Here is a 4,225-nt window from a genome sequence, read left to right on the forward strand (position 1 = left end):
CTGGACGGCAAAGCCGTCGCAGTCCACCACGGCGACATCGGCGCTGCGCCGGTGGACCAGCAGGTTGGCCGGCTTCAGGTCGATGATGCAGTGGCCCTTGGCATGCAGTTCGGCCACCCGCCGGGCCAGGTTGATGGCCACGTCCAGACGCCAGGCCGTGGCCTGGGGCAACCCCTGCATCTGCCGGCCCCGGGCGCTGAGCACCAGATCCAGCGACACGTGGCTGGCCACGTCCAGCAGCGGCATGGCAAAGCCGACAAACTCCTCGCGCCGATTCAGCAGCAGCGCCTGGGGCCAGGCGAAGTGCCGTGCGGAGGCATCCTCGGGGGCGTGGAGGATCATCTGCCAGACTTTCTGCCGCCGCGTCGGATCCTTGCCCGGCTCGTGGTAGTACTTGAGTGCGTATCGCCCGTCCGGGGTGCGATAGATGGCGCCGTCGGCGCCGCGGTTGATGGCCTTGCCGGTGAGGGTCAGTTGTTCGGTTCGGCCATCGGCCAACCGAAGGGTGTAGCGCCCCTCACGGCTCACGGTGCAACCACACCAGCGTCTTGTCGTCGCTGGTAATGCGGTGGCTGCGCGGATCATCCAGTGTGGCTTGCAGAGCCTGTTCGCCGGCCTCTTGTGGCACGCCGCGCAGATAGTCGTGCACCGGTCGCAGGAAGCCGGCCTCGGGACGCCAGGGCTGGTTGCCGGCGGCAAAGCTGGCCGTGCCATCCGTCATCAGGAACCAGGTCCGAAAGCGCGCGGGCGCGCACATCACCCGCAGGTGGCGGCGCCAGTCGGGCAGGGTGAAGAAGTACGTGGTTTCGGCGAACTCGCCGTTTTCCGGTTCGCTGACCAGATAATCGCCCCAGTTTTCCGGGTTGATACCGAAGATCACCCCATCGCCCAGGTGAAACGCCAGGCTGCCCGCGGGCGTCAGCACCACGCCGCACAGCGTGGCGTGGAAGGCCGCCAGGTCGGCCAGAGGGCTCAGGGCATCGCGGGTGGCCTGCACGGCGGCGGCCACCTGTTCCCAGGCGTCGGGGCTGCGCAGCAAGGCGCGCGGGTCATGCGCCAGGGCATGGGCGACCCTTCGTGCCAGGGTGCGTGCGCCTTCATCCGAGCGGGCCGCGGAACCCGCGCCATCGCAGACGCAGGCAACCAGGCAGCCATCAGTGCGGACCACCTCGAAGGCATCCTGGCAGGGCTGTCCCTGAGCGACGTGGGAGGTGCCGGTCGCCGACGCGCCGACGGCTTGAACGGCCACCTCAGATTTCTACGGTCGCCCAGGAATCCGTACTGGGCAGGCTGATCCTGTCGCCGGGCACGCTGGCGGACACGGTCGACATGCTGCGGCTCAACCAGATGAACAGCTCGCGGAACTGCAGCCCCTTGAGCTTCTTCGGCGACTTGGCGGAAAACTGCCCGAGCGCGGTGAAATCGGCGCCTTCGGTGCCGATCGGAAACACCACCACGCGCTTGTCCGCCTCTTCCTGGCGGCAACGCGCGGCGGCGTTTTCCCAGTCGTAATCGTTCGGGCGGCCGTCGGAAATCATGATGATCCAGGGGCGGGTGCTGGAGATGCCGTTGGCGTCGTATACGGCCTTCTGGTTGCGCACTTCATCCAGCGCCACGTTCATGCCCTTGCCCAGCGGGGTCATGCCGTCGGCCTTGATGACCGGCGGCTGAAAGTCCACGGCGTCCGTCCAGGGTTGCAGGATCCGCACGTCATCGTATCCGCCCACGGCAATGACCATGACCTGAACGCGCAGCGCCGCCAGCTCATCGTTCTTCAGCTCCTGGGCGAAGATCTCCAGTCCGGCGTTGAGCTGGGCTATCGGTTCTCCACTCATGGAGCCGGACGCATCCAGCAGCAGTACGCAGGGCGTGCGTTGATTGGTGTTGTCGATGAATTCGACACCGGGAATCTTCGGGATGGACATGCGCAAAATCCTTTTCTGATACGTCGTATCGCAGGAGAGGGTTGGAAAGGGGCAGGATGGTAGCCAATCAACTCACCGGATGTCAGCCCTTGGTGGGAGCGGGGGTATCCCTCGATCCGTGAGGTCGGTTGCTCCGGCGGCGATATTCTCCGTCGGGCGTTCCGGCTGCGGTACGGCAAAGACCTGAATGGGCAGCGTCAGCTTCGCTCCGTTTGCGGCGGGTTCGTGAAGAAACCAGCCCATGGCTACATGATTGCCACTGTCGGAAAGCCTGACTTGAGGAAAGGCGGCGGAAAGGCTGTATGTTTTTGCGGCTGTGGCGGTCATGTGCCCCAGCAGGCTGGGTCGGTGCCCCTGAATGTCGAACAGGTAGCTGGTGGCCGTCAGCTTGGCGAAATTGCTACCCGCCTCCAGGCCGCTCAGTAGAAGGCGACCGTCGGGGCTGAGCTGTAGATCCTGATGCACCTGATTGGCGGGGAACGCCAGGTTTCCGCGGAGCCGCAATCTGCCCAGCACTTCCATCCCCAATGGTGCTCGGACCTCAAGCTTCTGGGCGCCCCGTCGCTCTTTCCACTCGATTCGCTGGCGCAGACGCCACTGCCTCTGTTCATCACGTTCCCAGATGCTGATGGTCGGGTAACCGAGAGCCACGGTGACCGGAGAGCCCAGCGCGCTGTAATCCGCGTTGTTGGCTTCCACTTGTTGGTATTCGCTGACGGCAAGCGTCTGCCCATCGCGGCTCAAGGCCTGAGATGCGCCGAGCAACTCACTACCCGCGGCCCAGGCGCGCGGCTTGAAGCTGTTGTCCAGGCTCATCATCCTGCCATTACGGGTCAGCTCCAGTATTTCGCTGCTGAAGTTGACGCCGTAAGGTCCGCTTTTATAAATGCCGAGAATCATCGTCTCAGCGCGGGGGCCAACCGATAGCGATCCGAGTGAATGGCGGGCGTAGCTTTCCGGCAGGTCCATGACCGTCAGCGGCTCGTCCGCCTGATCAACGGTGAAAACTGCCACCTGGCTGGCGCTGGCCAGCACCAGAAACTCCCCTTCGGGGCTGAGTTGGTATTGCCAATCGGGGTAATGCTGGTCGGGACCGTGGGGCTGCCATTCAGGCATCTTGTAGCTGAGTGGCGCCCGGCCCGGCTCCAGACGCTGCAAGAGCGTGCAGGATTGCAGGCACTGAGGCAGGTAGATCCCGCTGTGATCCGGCCGAGGGTCTGCTTGCCACAGCGCCAGCCCGTAGCTGGCAGAGGCGTCGTAGGACGCCAGAGGCTCCAGCTTCTGGTCAGGAACATCCAGGCGTTCCAGACGCGTTTCCCGGTTGGCCCACTCCAGCAGGTTAATGGTTTTTGGGTGTCGGGTAAGGAAGCTCAGCGACTCGGGCTGGTCGAAGGCGCCGAAGCGGTGATAAGGAATGAGCTCCTTCCCAGTGGATAGCGATACGTCATAGGTCGCCGAGTGGTTGACTGTGTACAGGGGGGCCAGTTCTGGACCGACCGACCACCAGGCAGGCGGTCGGGGATCCTCATATCTCGCAGGCGCCGGCCAGGGCAAAGGTTCAGGCGTATAACTGGCGCGGTTGGAGCAGCTGCTCGCAATCACCGTGATCAGCAGCAACACGAAAAAGATCAGGCCGATGACCGAGCCCATGCCCCCGGTCGGCGCAGGAGCAGCAGTCGGCGCGGGAGCGGTGGCCGGCGCTGGCGGGCCTGGTTGAGCAGCCGCGTAATGCACTGGTTGGGGCGTGAAACGCCGCTGCTTGGGTTTGCTTGCCGTGACCCTGGTATTGGCGCGCGCGCAGTGGGGGCAGTCGCTTCCCCAGTAGCTATGGTCGCTATCGGTTGCGCAGGTTTTTAGCCGGACTTTTGCCTGTTCCAGCAGGTCCACCCAGCCCTGGGCCGAAGGGCGTTGCGTGCTGGTGAAGCAGGCGTCGAACGCCTCGCGCAGAATTCGCGGGAAGTCCCCATGTACGCTCCAGGGCGAAGGCTTCAAGTCGGGATGCGGTTCGAGCCCGTAGGGATAAAAGTCTCCGGCGATGCGGTTCTGGTTATCGCTGGGAATATCGCGTTGGCTGTCCGGCACACCCTGATACGGATGCAGGCCACCATTGATCAGCTTGAACAGGATCACCGCCAGGGCGAACCTGTCCTGCGGTTGGCCCAGCGCCTGCGGAGCCTGCTTGGCGCGAAAGGCTTCCGGGGCGATGAAGCCGGCGGTGAACTGGTGCGCCGGAAAGTCTTCGGCATTGCCCTGGACGGCAAAGCCGTCGCAGTCCACCACGGCGACATCGGCGCTGCGCC

At 64.4% G+C, this 4,225-nt stretch carries 4 protein-coding genes; all 4 read right to left on the reverse strand.

All coding sequences use genetic code 11. From position 1 onward, the window contains the following. Positions 1–528 (reverse strand): hypothetical protein (locus AS93_RS19675; RefSeq protein ID WP_037009801.1); only part of this gene is annotated, 528 nt, incomplete at its 3' end. Further along, positions 518–1,249: a PP2C family serine/threonine-protein phosphatase gene (locus AS93_RS20005; RefSeq protein WP_051587524.1), complete on the reverse strand. Its 732-nt coding sequence runs from the start codon at positions 1,247–1,249 to the stop codon at positions 518–520. The genes AS93_RS19675 and AS93_RS20005, both read right to left, overlap by 11 nt. Before the next feature lies 1 nt (position 1,250). After that, the gene (locus AS93_RS0116865; RefSeq protein ID WP_027591683.1) at positions 1,251–1,925 is read right to left on the reverse strand and encodes a VWA domain-containing protein; all 675 of its coding nucleotides are present in this window, start codon (positions 1,923–1,925) and stop codon (positions 1,251–1,253) included. Between the two features lie 72 nt (positions 1,926–1,997). Further along, a partial coding sequence (locus tag AS93_RS20890; RefSeq protein ID WP_027591684.1) for a hypothetical protein occupies positions 1,998–4,225 on the reverse strand: 2,228 nt, incomplete at its 5' end.

The sequence above is a fragment of the Pseudomonas sp. RL genome, from assembly GCF_000647775.1.
GTDB classification, from domain to species: domain Bacteria; phylum Pseudomonadota; class Gammaproteobacteria; order Pseudomonadales; family Pseudomonadaceae; genus Serpens; species Serpens flexibilis.

What these genes read in the sequence shown, in the direction of transcription:
- AS93_RS0116865 (WP_027591683.1), bottom strand. Translation starts at nt 1,925, where the DNA reads ATGTCCATCCCGAAGATTCCCGGTGTCGAATTCATCGACAACACCAAT.